The organism is Aeromicrobium massiliense JC14 (assembly GCF_000312105.1).
In the GTDB taxonomy this organism is placed as follows: domain Bacteria; phylum Actinomycetota; class Actinomycetes; order Propionibacteriales; family Nocardioidaceae; genus Aeromicrobium; species Aeromicrobium massiliense.
Genome location: NZ_HE978637.1, coordinates 466,377 through 483,626, shown reverse-complemented (window position 1 = coordinate 483,626; position 17,250 = coordinate 466,377). Strand labels below are relative to the sequence as shown.

General features: G+C 73.1%; 16 protein-coding genes. 1 reads left to right on the top strand and 15 read right to left on the bottom strand.

Features of this window, described 5'->3' with window-relative positions:
- Nucleotides 1-72: 72 nt before the first annotated feature.
- The 10 genes from HGAM_RS09610 to HGAM_RS09565 form a co-directional block, all read right to left on the bottom strand.
- Nucleotides 73-1,605, bottom strand: coding sequence for a DNA polymerase Y family protein (locus HGAM_RS09610; protein WP_019145275.1), 1,533 nt, complete (start codon nt 1,603-1,605; stop codon nt 73-75).
- Nucleotides 1,602-2,246: a hypothetical protein gene (locus HGAM_RS18675; RefSeq protein ID WP_019145274.1), complete on the bottom strand. Its 645-nt coding sequence runs from the start codon at nt 2,244-2,246 to the stop codon at nt 1,602-1,604. Before HGAM_RS18675 ends, HGAM_RS09610 begins: the two co-directional genes overlap by 4 nt.
- A gap of 139 nt (nt 2,247-2,385) precedes the next feature.
- The gene (locus HGAM_RS18670) at nt 2,386-4,158 is read right to left on the bottom strand and encodes a dipeptide ABC transporter ATP-binding protein (protein WP_019145273.1); all 1,773 of its coding nucleotides are present in this window, start codon (nt 4,156-4,158) and stop codon (nt 2,386-2,388) included.
- A complete protein-coding gene (locus HGAM_RS09595; RefSeq protein WP_019145272.1) occupies nt 4,155-5,135 on the bottom strand; it encodes an ABC transporter permease in 981 nt (326 codons plus the stop codon). The genes HGAM_RS18670 and HGAM_RS09595 overlap by 4 nt, the downstream gene beginning before the upstream one ends.
- On the bottom strand, nt 5,128-6,054 hold the full coding sequence (locus HGAM_RS09590) for an ABC transporter permease (RefSeq protein WP_019145271.1): 927 nt from the start codon (nt 6,052-6,054) through the stop codon (nt 5,128-5,130). The genes HGAM_RS09595 and HGAM_RS09590 overlap by 8 nt, the downstream gene beginning before the upstream one ends.
- Before the next feature lie 136 nt (nt 6,055-6,190).
- Complete coding sequence (locus HGAM_RS09585) at nt 6,191-7,777, bottom strand: peptide ABC transporter substrate-binding protein (protein WP_019145270.1); 1,587 nt, start codon at nt 7,775-7,777, stop codon at nt 6,191-6,193.
- A 241-nt stretch (nt 7,778-8,018) separates the two neighbouring features.
- The gene (locus HGAM_RS09580; protein ID WP_038951703.1) at nt 8,019-8,966 is read right to left on the bottom strand and encodes an electron transfer flavoprotein subunit alpha/FixB family protein; all 948 of its coding nucleotides are present in this window, start codon (nt 8,964-8,966) and stop codon (nt 8,019-8,021) included.
- A 15-nt stretch (nt 8,967-8,981) separates the two neighbouring features.
- Entirely contained in the window at nt 8,982-9,761 is a 780-nt protein-coding gene (locus HGAM_RS09575) for an electron transfer flavoprotein subunit beta/FixA family protein (protein WP_038951701.1), read from the bottom strand.
- Between the two features lie 177 nt (nt 9,762-9,938).
- Entirely contained in the window at nt 9,939-10,475 is a 537-nt protein-coding gene (locus HGAM_RS09570) for a hypothetical protein (protein WP_019145267.1), read from the bottom strand.
- A gap of 59 nt (nt 10,476-10,534) precedes the next feature.
- On the bottom strand, nt 10,535-11,314 hold the full coding sequence (locus HGAM_RS09565; RefSeq protein ID WP_019145266.1) for an enoyl-CoA hydratase/isomerase family protein: 780 nt from the start codon (nt 11,312-11,314) through the stop codon (nt 10,535-10,537).
- Nucleotides 11,315-11,485: 171 nt separating this feature from the next.
- On the opposite strand from HGAM_RS09565, the gene HGAM_RS18665 reads away from it, so the two are divergent.
- Nucleotides 11,486-11,689 carry a DUF6458 family protein gene (locus HGAM_RS18665; protein ID WP_019145265.1) on the top strand — a complete coding sequence of 68 codons (204 nt, stop codon included), beginning with the start codon at nt 11,486-11,488 and terminating at the stop codon, nt 11,687-11,689.
- Between the two features lie 56 nt (nt 11,690-11,745).
- Here the strand turns inward: HGAM_RS18665 and HGAM_RS09555 are convergent, their stop codons facing one another.
- The 5 genes from HGAM_RS09555 to HGAM_RS20780 form a co-directional block, all read right to left on the bottom strand.
- The gene (locus tag HGAM_RS09555) at nt 11,746-12,441 is read right to left on the bottom strand and encodes a hypothetical protein (RefSeq protein WP_019145264.1); all 696 of its coding nucleotides are present in this window, start codon (nt 12,439-12,441) and stop codon (nt 11,746-11,748) included.
- A 128-nt stretch (nt 12,442-12,569) separates the two neighbouring features.
- The gene (locus HGAM_RS09550) at nt 12,570-13,226 is read right to left on the bottom strand and encodes a response regulator (RefSeq protein ID WP_019145263.1); all 657 of its coding nucleotides are present in this window, start codon (nt 13,224-13,226) and stop codon (nt 12,570-12,572) included.
- Nucleotides 13,223-15,226, bottom strand: a complete 2,004-nt coding sequence (locus HGAM_RS09545; RefSeq protein WP_019145262.1) for a sensor histidine kinase — start codon at nt 15,224-15,226, stop codon at nt 13,223-13,225. Before HGAM_RS09545 ends, HGAM_RS09550 begins: the two co-directional genes overlap by 4 nt.
- A gap of 23 nt (nt 15,227-15,249) precedes the next feature.
- Nucleotides 15,250-16,509 (bottom strand): MFS transporter, encoded by a 1,260-nt coding sequence (locus HGAM_RS18660; RefSeq protein WP_019145261.1) that lies wholly within the window; start codon nt 16,507-16,509, stop codon nt 15,250-15,252.
- On the bottom strand, nt 16,506-17,039 hold the full coding sequence (locus HGAM_RS20780) for a transcriptional regulator (protein WP_019145260.1): 534 nt from the start codon (nt 17,037-17,039) through the stop codon (nt 16,506-16,508). Before HGAM_RS20780 ends, HGAM_RS18660 begins: the two co-directional genes overlap by 4 nt.
- Between the last annotated feature and the right edge of the window lie 211 nt (nt 17,040-17,250).

Sequence of the window (17,250 nt, the reverse complement as noted above, 5' to 3'; positions counted from 1 at the left end):
GGCTCGGGACGGCCGATCGAGCCCCGAAACGTCACACTCAGCGGGACGGTGACCGACGCCGAGCGGTGGGGGTCAGTCATAGCGGGCCTCGGTCCACCACTGGCCGTTCTCGACGACCATGAGCCAGGCGCTGCCGTCGACGCCGACGACCTGGAAGCGGGCGATGCGCCGCGCGTGCGCCTCGTCCCACCACAGCTCGTCGACCGGCCACGGCCCGGCCCAGGACGCCACGGGCTGCCAGTCGGCGTGCGGCTCTGCCCGGAAGAGCGCGGGCTCGCCGGTGACGGTGCCGCGTCCGGTGACGCCGACCGCCTGGCCCTCGGCCCCCACCACGAGCGCCTCCTGCGGGCGGGCGAACACCGTGGCCGGCGCCGGCGGGGGCAGGCTGCCGGGCCAGGGCAGCGCCGGGCCACGGGTCGCGACCGGCTTGTCGCCCCACGGGGTCAGCAGCTGGCGGGCGGCCGGCGTGCGTCCGCCCTGCAGGCCGACGGCCAGCACCGACTCGTGGCCGACCATGCTCTGCACGCGGGCGACGGCCCGCTCGACCGCGACGTCGGGACCGCCGCCGAACAGGCTCTCGGCGTGGTCGCCCAGCGACTCCAGCCCCTCGGGGACGAGTCGCACCGCACCGACGGGCGCCTCGACGCCGCGGGCGGCCTGCAGCTGCCAGCGGACCCGGTCGACGACGTCGCCGCTGGCGAACCAGCGCGGGTGCGACCAGCTGCGGGCCGAGACCAGCTCGCCCTCGGCGTCGACCTCGATGCGCACCTGCGTGCACACCAGACCGGCCTCGGCCAGGCGGGCCACGAACCGCTCGGCGGTGGTGCGCAGGCTGAACGCAACCTGGTCGACGCGCGAGAGCGGCGGCTCGAAGGCCAGCTCGGCCGACAGCTCGGGCGGGACGGCCCGCGCGGCCAGCGGACGGGCCTCGAGCCCGCGGGCGAGCCGGTGCAGCAGGGCGCCCTCGCGCCCGAAGCGGGTGTGGACGTCGGCGGCCGGCAGCGCGCCGAAGTCGCGCAGCGTGCTCAGGCCCATGCGGCGCAGCAGGCTCACCAGGTCGTCGGACTCCAGCACCTCGACCGGCAGGGTGGCCAGGTAGGCCGCGCTCTCCCCCGGCGGCACGACGACGCAGTCCTGCGCCGGGGCCCGGCGCGCGGCCTGCTCGGCGGCGAACAGCGTGTCGGCCACCCCGGCCCGCGAGTCCCAAACGCCCAGGCCGACGAGGTGCTCGGCGATGACGGCCGCCGCCTCGGCCTCGCCGCCGAACCAGCGGCTGGGCGGACGCAGGGCGCACAGGCCCGGACGCAGCGGGGCGACGCCGGGCACGATCGACTCCAGGCCGCCGAGCACGACCTCGAACGCACGCGCCTCGGACTCGGGCTCGTGGTCGAGCAGGACGAGGTCGGGGCAACGGGCCTGGGCGTCGCGCCGGCGCATGCCGCGCCGCACCCCGTCGTCGCGGGCCTGCGGCGAGCAGGCCAGCACCCGGTGCCCGGACATGACGGCGACGGGCGCCTCGGTGGGCCGGCGGGTGAGCGCGGCGACCACCGGCCAGTCGGGGCACCACACGACCAGGCGCCGGTCGGCGGCGGTGGCGGCGCTCATCCGACGCTCCGCAGCGGCGTGGGCGCGGACTCGACCTCGCGGACGCCCTGGTCGTCGGGGGCGGGCAGCCACAGCCGGCGCCGCCGGGCCGGGCCGGTGCCGCGCCGCACCTCGACGGTGGCCTGGCGGCCCTGCAGGTGGCCGTGGCCGCGCTCGAGCCCGGCCCAGACCGGGTCGGACAGGGTCAGCCGGGCGTCGGGCCGGGGCCAGTCGCCCCACACCACCAGGACCCCGCCGCGCTTGCGCAGCCGGGCGACCAGGCGGGCGGCGGCGGACTCGGCGACGTCGGACGGCGGACGCACGACGACGGCACCGAGCGCGTCGACCAGGGCGGCGGTGACCTCGAGCCACGCGTCGGCCGGGTCGGGGACGAGCACGAGCCGGCTCAGGTCGACGCCGAGCGCCGCCGTGGCCTCCAGGCCCAGCTCGGTCGAGCCGACCACGCCGCACCACGCCCCGTCACCGGACGGGCCGGCCAGCAGCAGTCCGACGAGGGTGGCCGAGTCGACCGTGTACGTGCCGCCGGCCCGCAGGCCGAGCAGACCGGCCAGCGCCGGGTGGGTGGCGACCGGCTGCGCCGCGGGGCGGCCCTGCATCGAGTCGACCCGCGCCTGCAGCTGCTCCACCACCGACGCGACCATGGGTCCAGTATCGAACACGTGTTCGAACCGGGTCAACTCTCGACCCCAGGTGGAGGGTCAGCCCTGGGACTCCCCCGGGTCCGGACGGCCGAGGCCCCCGCGACCGTGCGGTCGCGGGGGCCTGGGCGTCAGCGGACGGTCAGCGACCGAGCTCGATCGACCCGCCGGGGATCGCGTCGAGCAGCTTGCGCGTGTACGCCTGCGTGGGGTTGCTGAAGACCTCGTCGACCGAGGCCTGCTCGACCGCCTTGCCCTTCTCCATGACGATGACGTCGTCGGCGATCTGCCGGACGACGGCCAGGTCGTGGGTGATGAACAGGTAGCTCAGCCCCAGGTCGGCCTGCAGCTCGTTGAGCAGCTCCAGGATCTGGGCCTGCACCAGGACGTCGAGGGCCGAGACGGCCTCGTCGCAGATGACGACCTCCGGCTGCAGCGCCAGGGCGCGCGCGATCGCGACGCGCTGGCGCTGGCCGCCGGACAGCTCCGAGGGGAAGCGCGGCATGACCGAGGTCGGCAGCGAGACCTTGTCGAGCAGGTCGCGCACGCGCGCCTCGCGCTCCTTCTTGGAGCCGATGCCGTGGGTGCTCAGCGGCTCCTCGATCGACTGGTACACCGAGTACAGCGGGTCCAGCGACGCGTACGGGTTCTGGAACACCGGCTGCATCCGCCGGCGCAGCCGCAGCTGCTCCTTGCCCTTGAGCGTCCGCACGTCGACGCCGTCGAACAGCACGGTGCCGGACGTCGGCTCGAGCAGGTCCAGCACCATGCGCGCGACGGTCGACTTGCCCGAGCCCGACTCGCCCACGATCGCCGTGGTCGTGCCGCGGCGCAGGCTGAACGAGACGTCGTCGACAGCGGTGAAGTCGATCTTCTGCCCAGGGCGCTTGCCGCGGAGCTTGAACACCTTGGTGAGGTTCTGCACCGTGATGACGTCGTCGCGCGTGACGTCGCCGACGACCTCCTCGGCCTGCTCCAGCTCGGCGGCGATCTCGCCGGCGGTCTGGACGGCGTGGGCCTTGACCTCCTCGCGCTCCTTGCGCGCCGAGAGGCGCTGCGAGGCGAGCGACGGGGCCTTGGACACCAGGCGCTGCGTGTAGGGGTGCTCGGGGTGCTGGAGGATCTCCAGCGCCGGGCCCGACTCCACGATCTTGCCCTTGTACATGACGACGAGGTGGTCGGCGCGCTCGGCGGCCAGCCCCAGATCGTGGGTGATGAGCAGGACGGCCACGCCGAGCTCGCCGGTCAGCATCTCCAGGTGGTCCAGGATCTGCTTCTGCACCGTCACGTCCAGGGCGGACGTCGGCTCGTCGGCGATGAGCAGCTTCGGCCGTGCGGCCAGGCCCATCGCGATGAGCGCGCGCTGGCGCATGCCGCCGGAGAACTCGTGCGGGTACTGCTGGGCCCGACGCTCGGCGTCCGGCAGACCGGCCTCCTCGAGCAGCTCGACGACGCGGCGGTCGGCCTCCTTGCCCTTGGCGACGCCGTTGGCCTCGAGCGCCTCCTTGATCTGGAAGCCGACCTTCCACAACGGGTTCAGGTTGCTCATCGGGTCCTGCGGCACGAGGCCGACGGACGAGCCGCGCATCGCGACGATGTCGTCCTTGCGGGCCTTGGACACGTCACGGCCCTCGAACAGGATCTGGCCGCCGGTGACCTCGCCCCGGCCGGGCAGCAGGTCGATGACCGCGTGCGCGGTGGTCGACTTGCCCGAGCCGGACTCGCCGACGATCGCGACGGTCTGGCCGGGGTACACGGTCAGGCTGGCGCCCTGGACGGCCGGGACGACCTCCGTCTTGGACGTGCGGAAGCCGACGTGCAGGTCGCGGATGTCCAGCAGCGGGTCGACCGCGGGGTCGTACCCCGGGGCCGGGACGTTCTTCTTGGCGGCGCGCGCCTGGGAGCGGGTGCTCACTTCTTCCTCGCCTTCGGGTCAAAGGCCTCGCGCACGGCGTCGCCGAGCAGGATGAAGGCCAGGACGGTGATCGCCAGGGCGGTCGCGGGCACGAACATCACCTCGAGGTGCTGGCCCGAGCGGACGAGCACCTGGGCCGCGGCGATGTCGTTGCCCCACGAGACGACGGACGAGCGCGGCAGGCCCAGGCCCAGGAACGACAGCGTCGCCTCGGCCACGATGAACACGCCGAGCGTGATCGTCGCGGTGACGATGACCGGGGCCATCGCGTTGGGGACGATGTGGCGCACCAGGTTCTTCCAGCGCGAGGCGCCGATGGCCGTGGCCGCGTCGACGAACTCCAGGTTCTTGACGGTGAGGACCGCGCCACGCATCTGGCGGGTGATCTGCGGCCAGGCGAACAGCGCGAGCGCACCGACCACCACGAACACCGAGCCCCAGAACTGCCGCTCGGGCCAGACGTTGTTGATGATCGAGATGACCACGATCGCGGCGAGCAGCAGCGGGATCGAGAAGAAGATGTCGCTCAGGCGCGAGATCACCGAGTCGACCCAGCCGCCGAAGAAGCCGGCCATGGCGCCGGTGATGACGCCGACGATGGTGACGAACAGCGTCGCGAACACACCGACGGCGACCGACGCGCGCGCCCCGTAGAGCGTGCGGGCCCAGACGTCGCCGCCCTGCTGGGTGAAGCCCAGCGGGTGGCCCTCGCGCGCCGGCGCGAGGCTGTCGGACAGGTTCTCGTAGGACGGGTCGGCGTTCGTGAACAGGCCCGGGAAGGCCACGACGATCGCGACGACGAGCAGCAGCGTGCCGGAGATCCAGAACAGCGGGCTCTTGCGCATCCGCTTCCAGGCCTCCTTCCACTGGCTCTCGGGAGCAGCGGACAGGTCGACCGAGTCGACGTCCTGCAGCGGCGTCTCGTCCAGGGGGGCGACGAAGCGCTGCTGACCGGGGCGGGTGGCGATCTCAGGCATAACGGATCCTCGGGTCGAGCCAGGCGTACAGCAGGTCCACGAGCAGGCTCGCCAGCACGTAGACGAGCACCATGATCGTGACCACCGAGACGACGGTGGGGTTCTCGCCGCGCTTGATCGCGTTGTAGGCGAGGTTGCCGACGCCGGGGATGTTGAAGATGCTCTCGGTCACGACGGCGCCGGCCATGAGCGCGCCCAGGTCGACGCCCAGGAACGTCACGACCGGGATGAGCGAGTTGCGCAGCACGTGGTTCTTCACGACCTGGCGCTCGGACAGGCCCTTGGCCCGCGCGGTGCGCACGTGGTCGGTGGAGAGGTTCTCGGCGACGCTCGTGCGGGTCAGGCGCAGCACGTAGGCGAAGGAGACGAGACCGAGGACGAAGGCCGGCAAGATCAGCTTGCTCACCGACCAGTCACCCCCGACCGTCGGTGACACCCACCCCAGCTTCACGCCGAAGATCAGCTGCAGGACGAAGCCGAAGACGAAGATCGGGACGGCGATGACGACGAGCGAGGTGACCAGCATCGTCGAGTCGAACAGTCCGCCGCGGCGCAGGCCGGCGATGGTGCCGGCCACGATGCCGAGGACCATCTCGATGGCCAGGGCCATGAGCGCCAGCGTGATCGTGACCGGGAACGCCTGCTGGACGAGCTCCATGACCGGACGACCGGTGTAGGAGTTGCCGAAGTCGCCGGTGACCGCGCCCTTGAGGAAGAGCAGCCACTGGACGAGGAAGGGCTTGTCGAGGTTGTACTGCGCCTCGATCTGCGCCTTCACGCCCTCGTTGACCGGCTTCTCGCCGAACAGGCCGGCGATCGGGTCACCCGGCCGAAGGAAGACCAGGGCGTAGATGATGAATGTGGCCCCGAGGATGACGGGGATCGTCTGCAGTAGTCGTTTTCCGACGTACCACCACACAGCTGCCTCCTGATGAGAGAACCCGCGGACGGCGCACCGCGCCGATCGGGCGGGCCGGCGTCCACAATAGAACGCTGGGGGTAGCGACAGGTCGCTACCCCCAGCGCATGCTCCTAGGGAGCGGTGTGACCGGGTACTACTTGGTGAGCTTGTGGTACTCGGGCAGGTTCTGCCAGTTGAACTCGACGTTGTTGACGCCCTTGGCGGCAGCAGCGGCGATGTTCGTGTACCAGGTCGGGATGGCCGGCAGGTCCTGCATCAGCACGGCCTGGGCGTCCGAGTAGAGCTTGTAGCGCTCGTCCTCGTCCTGGGCGCCGGCGGCCTGGTTGATCAGGTCGTCGAACTGCTTGTTGGAGTAGTCACCGTCGTTCGAGCCGGCACCCGTGCCGTAGACCGGCGCGAGGTAGTTGTAGATCGACGGGTAGTCGGGCTGCCAACCGGTGCGGAACGCGATGCGGATGGTGCGGTCGGTGACGTCCTTGCGGAGCTCGTCGAAGGTCGGGTACGACTTGCCCGACGCCTGGATGCCCAGGTTGTTCTTCAGCTGGTTCGACACCGCGTCGACCCAGGCCTGGTGGCCGCCGTCGCCGTTGTAGCCGATCTGGAACTTGCCGCTGAACTTCTTGATCTCGTCGGCCTGGGCCCAGAGCTGCTTGGCCTTGGCCGGGTCGAAGGACAGGATCTCCGAGCCCTCGATCTTCTCGTTGAAGCCCGGCATCAGCGGGGAGCTGAAGTCCTTGGCCGGCGTGCGCGTGCCGTTGAAGATCTTGTCGGTGATCTCCTCACGGTTGATGGCCAGGGAGATGGCCTGGCGACGCAGCTTGCCCTCCTCGTCGGAGCCGAAGCCCGGCATGGACTGCGGGATCGTGAACGACTGGAAGACCGAGCCGGGCTCGGAGATCGCCTGGACGTTCTCGTCGGACTCGAAGGTCGTCAGCGCGCTGTCCGGGACGGACTTGAGCACGTCGAGGTTGCCGGCCTGCACGTCGGTGTAGGCGGCGTCGAGGTCGGTGTAGAACTTGAAGGTCAGGCCGCCGTTCTCGGGCTTGCGCTCACCGTCGTAGTTCTCGTTGGGGACCAGGCGGATCTGGGTGTCGTGCTCCCAGGCGCCCTCGCCGTCCATCTTGTACGGGCCGTTGGTGATGGGGTTCTCGCCGAACTCCTTGGTCACCTTGCCGTCGGAGCCGAACGCGGCGTCCGGCAGCGGGAAGAACGCCGAGTAGCCCAGGCGCGCCGGGAAGTCGGCCTCGGCCTGCTTCAGCGTGATGGTGAAGGTCTTGTCGTCCACGACCTTCAGGCCCGAGAGCTCGGGGGTCTCGGAGTTGCCCTCGTCGTTGGTGCCCGCGATCGGGTAGTAGAAGTAGGCGTTGAGCTGGGCGTTGTCGATGAACGCGCCGTAGCTCCAGGCCTTGACGAACGAGTCCGCCGTGACCTTCGAGCCGTCGCTGAACTCCCAGTCCTTCAGCTTGACGGTCCAGGTCTTGTTGTCCTCGGACTCGATCGAGTCTGCGACCTCGTTGACGGTGGAGCCGTCGGCCTTGTAGGCCACCAGGCCCGCGTAGAGCTCGTCGATGACGTTGCCGCCACCGGTCTCGTTCGTCGAGCTCGGCACCAGCGGGTTCTGGGGCTCGGAGCCGTCGACGGTGATGACCTGGTCGCTGGACGACGAGTCGTCGCCGCTGTCACCGCCGCAGGCGGTGAGCGTCAGGCTCGCCGCGGCCACCAGTGCCACACTCGCGAGGCGCGTACGCCGGGAGAGTCGCATGTTTCCTCCTGTGTTCAGGTTGCTGCACAGCCGTGCATCCGTTAATGACTATCACTCCGCCCGCGCGCTCTCCTAGCCGCGACGGGCCATGCAACTGATTTGTAATAAACCGTCCGGACGGTACGACGTGGCCCGGACGGGCCAGGACGCACGAGGGCCCCGGTGGATCGCTCCACCGGGGCCCTGCGCGCGGAAGGGATCAGCCCTTGCGCTTGGTGATCTCCTCGGTCGCCTGCGGCAGGACCGTCTTGAGGTCGCCCACGACGCCGAAGTCGACGAGCTCGAAGATCGGCGCCTCGTCGTCCTTGTTGACCGCGACGATCGTCTTGGACGTCTGCATGCCGGCCCGGTGCTGGATCGCGCCGGAGATGCCGTTGGCGACGTACAGCTGCGGCGACACCGTCTTGCCGGTCTGGCCGACCTGGAAGGTGTGCGGGTACCAGCCGGAGTCGACCGCGGCGCGCGAGGCGCCCACGGCGGCACCGAGGACGTCGGCCAGGGCCTCGACCTCGGAGAAGTCGCCGCCGGTGCCACGGCCGCCGGAGACGACGATCGCGGCCTCGGCGAGCTCGGGACGGCCCGACTTCTCGCGCGGCTTGCGCTCGGTCACCTTGGCCGACTTGGCGGCGTCGGAGATCTCGGCCGTCTTGGCCACGACCTCGCCGGCGGCCGGGGCGGCCTGCGGGGTGGTCGAGTTCGGCTTGACCGTGATGACCGGCGTGCCCTTGGTGACCTTCGCGGTCACGGTGAAGTTGCCGGCGAACACGCTCTGCGTCGTGACCGGACCGGCCTCGACGTCGACCGCGTCGGTGATGATGCCCGACTCGGTCTTGAGCGCGACGCGCGCGGCGACCTCCTTGCCCTCGGTGCTCGAGGGCAGCAGCACGGCGGCCGGCGAGACCTCGCCGACGAGCGCCGCGAGGGCCTCGGCCTTGGGGGCGACGAGGTAGTCGGTGAAGACCGCGTCGTCGTAGGAGTAGATCTTCGCGGCACCGAACTCGGCCAGCTTCTCCTTGGCCGTGTCGGCACCGGCGCCGAAGACGACCGCGGAGGGCTCGCCCAGGCGCGCGGCGAGGGTCAGGAGCTCCAGCGTGGGCTTGGTGACGGCACCGTCGACGTGGTCGACGACCACCAGAACTTCAGTCATGGGTGGTGCTCCTTCTCAGATGAACTTCTTGGAGGCGAGGAACTCGGCCAGCTTGGTGCCGCCGTCGCCCTCGTCGGTGACGATCTCGCCGGCCGTGCGCGGCGGGCGAGGCGCGGTCGACTCGACCTGCGTGCCGGACGCGTCCAGGCCGACCTGCGCGGCGTCGACACCGAGGTCGGCCAGGCTCCACTCGTCGACCGGCTTCTTCTTCGCGGCCATGATGCCCTTGAACGACGGGTAGCGCGGCTCACCGGTCTGGTCGGTGACGCTCACGACGACCTTGCCCTCGGCCGTGACCGTCTCGGAGGCGGCGTCGCCGTCGCGACGGATGGTGACGGTCGAGCCGTCGACGCTGATCTCCGAGCCGTAGGTGACGGCCGGCAGGCCCAGGCGCTCGGCGACGAGCGTCGGGACGATGCCCATGGAGCCGTCGGTCGAGGCCATGCCGAACATGACGAGGTCGTACTCGAGCTTCTCGATCGCCTTGGCGAGCACGAGCGACGTCGCGATCGCGTCGGAGCCGGCGATGGCCTCGTCGTTGACGTGGACGCCGGCGTCGGCACCCATCTGCAGGGCCTTGCGGACCGCGTCGGCAGCGTCGTCGGGGCCGACCGTCAGCACGGTCACCTCGCCCTCGCCCTCCTCGACGATCTGCAGCGCCTGCTCGACCGCGTACTCGTCGAGCTCGGACAGCAGGCCGTCGACGTTCTCGCGGTCGACGGTGTCGTCGGACTCGAACTTCCGGTCGGCCGTCGCGTCGGGTACGTACTTCACTGCGACAACGATCTTGGTCACGAAGACCCTCCTGTGATCACGGGACGCGGCGCCAGGTGCGGCGCCGCGACGGTCGGGGTGGGTACCGCAGGACAGCGGTCGCGCGCGGTCCACCGTTGCGAATGTTACCGACGCGTGACATGACGGGAAACCGGGCATGGAATGGCCTGGGTCACACCGCGCGACGGCGGGAGCGGGCTAGGCGAGGCGGGCGACCAGCCACGCCGCGAGGCGGCCCGCGACCAGCGCGAGCACGGACCCCAGCCCCCAGGCGGCGAGCGTCTCGCGCACCTCGCCGTCCTCGCCGGAGAAGTCGAACAGCCCGCGCAGCGAGCCGGCCAGGGCGTCGCACGCGTCGGCCAGCTCGGCGCCCCAGCCGCTGCCGGTGTCGACACCGACCGCGACGGCGAGCGCCCCGGCCGCCAGCACGACCGAGACGAGCAGCCCGGCCGCCGCGACCAGGCCGGCGACCAGCCGGACCACGCGCGTGCGAGCCGGTGGTCGCGGCGACGGCGGGGCGGGCACCCGGGTGCGCGCCGAGCGGCGCCAGCGTCGCGGGCGTCGCTCGGCGACCGGCCCGGCCGCGTCCCTCGTCGGCGCGGGCGCGGGGTCGTCGGCGGCCGTCTCGGCGACGACGTCGCCGGCCGTCACCGGCCAGCTCGCGACGACGTCGCGCAGCGGCGGGCGCCGGTCGGCGTCCCCGTCGGCGGGCGTGCCGGACGTGGCGCTGGTCATCGTTCCCTCCCTCGTTCCGCCCCCGGAGGACGATCGAAGCACCTCCCGGGGTCCGCCGCTCACCGGCCGGTGAACGTCGCCTTGCCGGGACCGTTCTCCATGAACGACTGCATGCCGGCGCGCTGGTCGTCGGTGGCGAACAGGGCGGTGAACGCCTGGCGCTCGATCTCCAGGCCGGTCTGCAGGTCGACCTCGAGGCCGCGGTCGACCGCGTCCTTGGCCGCCCGCAGCGCGAGCGCGGGGCCCCCGACGAACTGGGCGGCCCACGCGACGGCCCGCTCGTAGACCTCGGCCGCGGGGAAGACCCGGTCGACCAGCCCGATGGCCAGCGCCTCCTCCGCCTTCACCTGGCGTCCGGTGAAGATGAGCTCCTTGGCCACCGACGGGCCGACCAGGCGGGCCAGGCGCTGCGTGCCGCCCGCCCCGGGGATGATGCCGAGCAGGATCTCGGGCTGGCCGAGCCGCGCGTCGTCGGCGCAGAAGCGGACGTCGGTGGCCAGCGCGACCTCGCACCCGCCACCCAGCGCGTAGCCGGTGATGGCCGAGACGGTCGGCTTGCCGATCGCGGCGATCGCCCGGGTGAACGCCTGCAGCGTGTGGCCGTGCCGTGCCATCTCGGCGTACGGCATCGCGGCCATCTCCTTGATGTCGGCGCCGGCGGCGAACACCCGCTCACCGCCGTAGACGACCACCGCGGCGACGTCGTCGCGCCGGTCGGCCTCCTGCGCCACGGCCAGGATCTCGTCCTGGACCTGGGTGTTCAGCGCGTTCATCTTGGGCCGGTCGAGCCGGATGGTGCCGACCCCGTCGGTCACCTCCAGGCGCACGAGCTCTCCCACGGGCCTCTCCCCTCGTCGTCACGGTCCCGTCGCCGGGCGTCCTGGCGAGCATAGGAGGCCGGGGTCACACGGGGTCGAGGCACGGGTCACACCGGCCGGGCGACGCCGGCCGAGGTGCGGCGGACCCCCGGCGGGCCTACCGTTCGGGGCACCCGCACGAAAGGCGTACTCATGTACATCGGTGGATCCCTGTTCCTCCTCGCCGTCGGCGCGATCCTGGCGTTCGCCGTCCAGGACGCGGTGAGCGGCATCGACCTGACGATGGTGGGCTACATCCTCATGGGCGTGGCCGTGCTCGGCTTCCTGTTCTCCTTCTTCCTCATGGGACAGCAGCGCAGCCGGGGCGACGGCACCGCTCCCCCGCGCGACTACTGATCGACACCACGACGCCCGCCCCGGACCGTCCGGGGCGGGCGTCGTGCTGCGTGGCCTCAGCGCGCGAGCCGGCTGCGCCCCAGGGTGAGCCACACGCCGGCGACGACCATGGCCACCGACATGGCCGCAGGCAGCCCCGGCACGCCGGTCACCGCGACGGCCAGCAGGAGCAGGCCCGTCACCAGTCCGGCCGCGGCACCCAGCGGGCGGGACACCAGGCCATCGGCGAACGCCATCCAGGCGAGCGCGAAGCCCGCGCCGAGCAGCGGCACGCCGGCGATGTAGGGGCTGAAGTCGTTCATGACGAAGTAGGTGTAGAGGCCCTCGGTGTCGTACGTGTCGCCCTCGGCACCGGTCGGAAGGTAGTTGCCCAGCGCACCGCGCCAGCCGTAGGCGAGCGTCATGAGCGACGCCGAGGCGACGAGCGAGAACGTCACGACGCTCGCACCGGTCGACCACGGGAAGCGGCGGCCCACGCGCTGGTGCCACACGGCGGCCAGCACCAGCATCGACAGCGCCGCGACGTAGCCGAGCAGCCCGCTGACCCGGAACGCCACGTGCCCGAGCTCGACGACGTCCTCCGCGGTCACCGGGTATTCGAAGTCGCCGCTGCCGTCGGGCCGGTTCTCCAGCAGCAGCGCGGCGGTGGTGAGCAGGCCGGTCAGGCTGACCATCAGCGGCCACCACGCCCGGGGGGCGGCGTCGAGGGCGGGGGCGTCGGCGAGACGCTCGTCGGTCTGGCGGACGGACATGGTGCTTCCTCTCGTGAGGGGACGCCGGGGTGCGTCCCGTCACGAGGCTCGCGGGCCCGGCGGCCCGGATCCCAGGGCGGCGCGGCCCGACCTGGCGGGCGCGTCGCGTCCCGGACGTCCGGGACCGCCTAGGACGGCGGGACGTCGACGCCCAGCCCGCCCTCGCGCGCCCGGACGATGAGCTGCGAGCGATCGGGCACGTCGAGCTTGACCAGGATCCCGTAGACGTAGTTGCGCACCGTCTTGGCGCTGAGCACCAGCCGGCGCGCGATCGCGGGGTTGTCGTGACCGCGGGCCACCAGGTCCAGCACCTCGCGCTCGCGGTCGGTCAGCTCGGGGAACGGGACGGCGCCGCGCGTGCGGGCCCCGGTGAGGTAGGTCGCGGCCCGGTGGGCCACCTCCGGGCCGAGCAGCAGCTCGCCGGCCGCCACGGCCCGGACCGCCCGCTCGACGTCCGGCGGGAGCGCCCCCTTGAGCACGTACCCGCGGGCGCCGGCCCGGATGGACGCGAACAGCGAGTCGTCGTCGCCCAGCATCGTCATGACGAGCACCGCCCCGGCCTCGGCGCGGACGATGCGGCGGGTCGCCTCGACCCCGCTCCCGCCGGGCCCGAGGTCCAGGTCCATGACCACGACGTCGGGACGCTCGCGCTCGCAGACGGCGACGGCGTCCGCCTCGCCGGACGCCTCGCCGACCACCTCGACGGAGGGCAGCGAGCGGAGCAGCGCCACCATGCCGAGCCGGAAGACCGGGTGGTCGTCGACGACCACGACGCGCAGGGTCATGGCAGCACCGCCGTCACGACCGTGCCGGTGCCACCGGACTCCACCGACAGCGTGCCGCCGGCCTCCTGCGCGCGCTCACGCATCGAGGTCAGGCCGAGCCCGGGCTCGGCGTCCGGACGCATCCCGTGCCCGTCGTCGCGGACCACCAGCTCGGCCGCGCCGTCGGGCAGCCGGCGCAGGCGCACCTGGCAGCGGTCGGCGTGCGCGTGCCGGAAGGCGTTCCAGACGCCCTCGACCGCGACGTGGTACGCGGCGACCTGCCGGTCCGGGTCCAGGCGGTCCACCTCGGGGCCGGCCTCCACGACCACGGTCAGCCGGGTCTCCTCGAAGGTGCGCGACAGCGTGTGCAGCGCCTCGGCCAGCCGCCCGTCGTCCAGCGCCGGCGGCAGGACGGCGCGCGCGATGAGCCGCATGTCCTCGCTGCGACGGGCCAGCTCGTGCTGCACCCGGCCGAGCAGCTCGGCGTGCTCGGGCCCCAGGTCGGCCCCGTTCGCGATGGCCCCCAGCGCCAGCCCGGCGCCGGCCAGCGACGGTCCCAGCCCGTCGTGCAGCTCGCGACGCAGCTGGCGACGCTCGGTCTGGCGCGCGTCCAGCACGCGTCCGCGCAGGGCCTCGAGCCGCGCCGTGGTCTGTGTCTGGGCGAGCGTCACGGCGACCATCCCGCTGAGCCGCTCGAGCAGACCGGTGGTGCGCGGGTCCAGCCGCTCCCCTCGCGGAGCCGCCACCTCCAGCGTCCCGATGCGCCGGCCCCGGCTCACGAGCGGCAGGGTCAGCACCGGCCCACCGTCGGGCGCGCCGGCTGTGGCCTGCACCGTGCCGTCGTCCGCCCGGACCGTGACCGTCCGCAGCCGCAGGCCGGCCCGCAGCGCGCCGGCGACGTCGTCCAGGACGCTGCCCGCGACCTGGGGCGCGACGAGCGCCCGGTGGACGTCGAGCAGCAGCCGGGCGGGGTCGGCGGACGACCCGTGCACGAGTCGCGCGACCCGGTCACGGACCCACGCGTGGGCCGGCGCGGTCGCCGCGGCGAGCACGGCCACGGCGACGACGGAGGCCGCCCCCTCGTCCCACGGCAGCACGCGCACCAGCACCGCCACGAGACCGACGTAGAGCACCACCGTGCCCGCCGTCAGCAGGCCGCCGACCACCGTGCGCGACAGCGCGAGCTCCATGCGAGGAGTGGTGTCGCGCACCAGCAGCACGAGGACGGCGGCGCCGAGGACGATCTGGGCCACCACCAGCAGCAGCACCCCGCCGAGCAGGACGGCACCGCCGCGCCCCAGCCCGGCCTCGAACACCGCGTAGCCTGCGGCCGTCGCGGCGAGACCGGCGCCCGCCCAGCGCAGCGCACGACGCTCCCACGGCGGGCGGGCCCGCGCGCGGGCGACGACGAAGGCCGCTCCCAGCAGGCCGTGCACGACGGCGGCCCCCACGCACCAGGCGTCGACGTCGGCCGCCCACGCCGAGCGTCCCGACCCGCCCAGCGGGTTGTCCGGCGCTCCGGGCATCTGCACGAGCGTGCGAGCGCCGGTCGTGCCCAGGACGAGCAGCAGGCCGGTCACCAGACCGGCACGGCGCAGGCCGTCCCACCGGCCGGGCACCAGCAGCCACGGCATCACCAGCAGCCCGACCAGCGCGCCGGCGAGCCAGGTCCAGAGCATGGCGTGGACGCCGACGCCGTGCGCCGGCACGTCGACCCGGACGCCGAGAACCGCGTGCTGGATGGCCAGACCGGCGAGCGCGAAGCCCAGCCCGACGACCAGCAGCACGCGCCCCGCCGGGTGCCCGCTGCGGACGGTGACCACGACGCCGAGGGCGGCGTAGACGCCGGCGAGGACGACGTCGGCCCAGAAGAACGGACGATGGACCTCGTAGGCCGGCGACGGGTGACCGGCGTTCATCGCCGCGAGGACCAGACCGGCCAGCACGACCGCCGTCACGACCGTCCCGCCGAGCGTCCCGGCCGGCACCCGTGCCGCCCGCGCGGCCGTCGCCATCGTCATCCGTGCCTCCTGTCAGGCGACCACTATCGCTCCTGGACCGTCCCGGCACCCAGGGTTCGGCGTCCTTCGCGGCCGGGACGCGGGGTCCCGCCACGCTCCCGCACGAGGAACAGCGGAGCCGCCGCGGCGGTGACGACGCCGGCGACCACGAACGCGGCCCCGGTCCCCCACGTGGCGGCGACGACGCCGAGCACGAGCACCCCGAGGCTGCCGCCGGGGTGCATGGCCATGGACGCCAGCGAGAGCACCGTCGCGCGGTTGGCCGACTCGGCCTGCTCGTGGAGCAGCGACTCGTAGACCACGCCGGCCGCGCTGTGCACCGCGTAGGTCGACAGGAAGGCCACGACCAGCCACACCGGCCCGCCGACCAGGCCCATGACGACGACCGTCGTGCCCTGCACCAGCCGCAGCGCGACGGACACCGACACCGCCGACCAGCGCCGCACCATCGGGCCGACCACGGCCGCGCCCAGCGCCGAGACGCCCCAGGCGGCGGCGCTCACCGGACCCATCACCGCCGCGGCGTCACCGCTCTCGCCGAGCAGCTCGCCCAGCCGCACGGGGGTGAGCGACTCGAACGCCGCCATCCCGAAGCCCCAGAACAGCTCCACCGCGACGAGCGCGGCCAGCACGCGAGAGCGGCGCAGCAGGCCGAGCGCCGAGACGATCGTCGGCCCCGTGGCCCGGACGCTGGCCGCGAGCGAGCCGACGTGCTCACGATGCTCGGACATCAGCACCAGGACCACCACGACCTGCACCACGACCAGCACGACGGCCACCGTGTACGGGACGGCCAGCGCGGTCGCGTGGTCCACCGGCAGCCACGCGAGGAGCGCCCCGGAGAGCAGCGAGCCGGCCGCGATGGAGGTGCCGACGACGGCGCCGGCTCGGCCCAGGCCGGACGCGACCTCGGTGGGCGTCGCTCCGGACTCGTCGACGAACCAGGCGCTGAGCGGGCCGCTGTCCAGGGCCCGCGAGGCGCCCATGAGGACGTAGGCCACCGCGAGGGTCGCGGCGTGGTGGGCGGCGAGCACGGTGAGGTAGGACGACAGCGCCAGCACCGAGGAGAGCAGGAGCACGGGCCGGCGACCCCACGCGTCGGCCAGCCCGCCGGTGGGCAGCTCGAGCAGCAGCACCACGACGCCCTGCGCGGAGAGCGCCGCACCCACCTCGGCCAGCGACAGGCCGCGGTCGAGCGGCAGCAGCACCACGACGGGGATGATCAGCCCCACCGGCAGCCAGCGCAGGGCGGTGAGCACGAGGAACCGCGCCAGGACGCTCATGCGTCCTCCCGAGGGTAGGGCAGCGCCAGCACGTGGAGCGCGACCTCGCGCGCACCGTCGCGGCCGACGTAGCGGGCCACGACGTCGTGCAGCTCGGCGGTCAGCGCGTCGAGGTCGTCGGGGTCCAGGCGCAGCAGGTAGTCGCTGGCGCCGATGCCGCGCTCGGGACGCGTCCAGGCCGCGAGGCTGCGCCGAAGGTGCTCGAGCTGCCCCGCGCGCACGGCGGCGAAGACCTCGTCGCCGCCCGCGCCCTCGAACAGCTCCTCGGACCACGACGTGACGTCGGCCGCGGCGCGCCAGACCCGCGAGCGGCGCGACGGCTGGTCGGGCGCGTCCTCGACGAACCCGAAGCGCTCGAGCTGGCGCAGGTGGTACGACGTCGAGCCGCTCGACTCGCCCACCCGGCGGCCGAGGTCGCTGGCCGTCGCCGGCCCGTCGGCGCGCAGCAGCCCCAGGAGTCGCATGCGGAGCGGGTGGGCCAGGGCCCGCATCGTGTCCAGGTCCTGCACCTGGGTGCGAGAGAGCGTCATGGCTCCACGGTAGACCGCAAAGGATTCTTTGCATAGGTCCCAGCCGAAGCCTGGGCTGCGGACAGCCGGCGCTCAGGGAAGACCCGTTGACTGCGGGCATGGACGAGACGACCCCCATCCCCGACAACATCCCGCCGGTCGCGCCGGACGCGCCCACCCCCGCCGCGCCCCGGCGCCGCTCCCCCCGCCGGCTGGCCGTCGCGGCGCTCGC

Excerpts from the sequence above, each read along its gene's own strand:
- HGAM_RS09610 (WP_019145275.1), bottom strand. The coding sequence starts at position 1,605 with ATGAGCGCCGCCACCGCCGCCGACCGGCGCCTGGTCGTGTGGTGCCCC.
- HGAM_RS18675 (WP_019145274.1), bottom strand. The coding sequence starts at position 2,246 with ATGGTCGCGTCGGTGGTGGAGCAGCTGCAGGCGCGGGTCGACTCGATG.
- HGAM_RS09595 (WP_019145272.1), bottom strand. The coding sequence starts at position 5,135 with ATGCCTGAGATCGCCACCCGCCCCGGTCAGCAGCGCTTCGTCGCCCCC.
- HGAM_RS09580 (WP_038951703.1), bottom strand. The coding sequence starts at position 8,966 with ATGACTGAAGTTCTGGTGGTCGTCGACCACGTCGACGGTGCCGTCACC.
- HGAM_RS09570 (WP_019145267.1), bottom strand. The coding sequence starts at position 10,475 with ATGACCAGCGCCACGTCCGGCACGCCCGCCGACGGGGACGCCGACCGG.
- HGAM_RS18665 (WP_019145265.1), top strand. The coding sequence starts at position 11,486 with ATGTACATCGGTGGATCCCTGTTCCTCCTCGCCGTCGGCGCGATCCTG.
- HGAM_RS09555 (WP_019145264.1), bottom strand. The coding sequence starts at position 12,441 with ATGTCCGTCCGCCAGACCGACGAGCGTCTCGCCGACGCCCCCGCCCTC.
- HGAM_RS09550 (WP_019145263.1), bottom strand. The coding sequence starts at position 13,226 with ATGACCCTGCGCGTCGTGGTCGTCGACGACCACCCGGTCTTCCGGCTC.
- HGAM_RS09545 (WP_019145262.1), bottom strand. The coding sequence starts at position 15,226 with ATGACGATGGCGACGGCCGCGCGGGCGGCACGGGTGCCGGCCGGGACG.
- HGAM_RS18660 (WP_019145261.1), bottom strand. The coding sequence starts at position 16,509 with ATGAGCGTCCTGGCGCGGTTCCTCGTGCTCACCGCCCTGCGCTGGCTG.
- HGAM_RS20780 (WP_019145260.1), bottom strand. The coding sequence starts at position 17,039 with ATGACGCTCTCTCGCACCCAGGTGCAGGACCTGGACACGATGCGGGCC.